Below are 337 nucleotides of genomic sequence, written 5' to 3' on the forward strand. Positions count from 1 at the left end.
GCGCGGTGCAGGAGCGGTTCCCGCAGTTGCCGAGCCTGGGCCCCGAGCAACTCGGTGTCCTTCGGACGCTGAATCAGATCGTCGAGATCCTCGCCAACGCCTCGGCCCCGGCCCCGACGCACACAGAGAAGTCGGAAACCTCAGCGGCGCTGCAGGAGTCGACTTCCTCGGTGGTAAGTTCCGCGGCGCTGCGGTCGGCGTTGCAGGAGGTGGTGGCGGACAAGACTGGTTACCCGGTGGAGATGGTGGATCCGTCGATGGACCTCGAGGCGGATCTGGGGGTTGACTCGATCAAGCGGGTGCAGGTCCTCGGCGCGGTGCAGGAGCGGTTCCCGCA

The 337-nt window shown here is 67.1% G+C and carries 1 protein-coding gene; it reads left to right on the forward strand.

Features of this window, described 5'->3' with window-relative positions; translation table 11 throughout:
* Positions 1-337 (forward strand): acyl carrier protein (locus P3H15_RS54790; RefSeq protein ID WP_276144925.1); only part of this gene is annotated, 337 nt, incomplete at both ends.

The organism is Rhodococcus sp. T2V, assembly GCF_029269925.1.
GTDB classification, from domain to species: Bacteria; Actinomycetota; Actinomycetes; order Mycobacteriales; family Mycobacteriaceae; genus Rhodococcus_F; species Rhodococcus_F koreensis.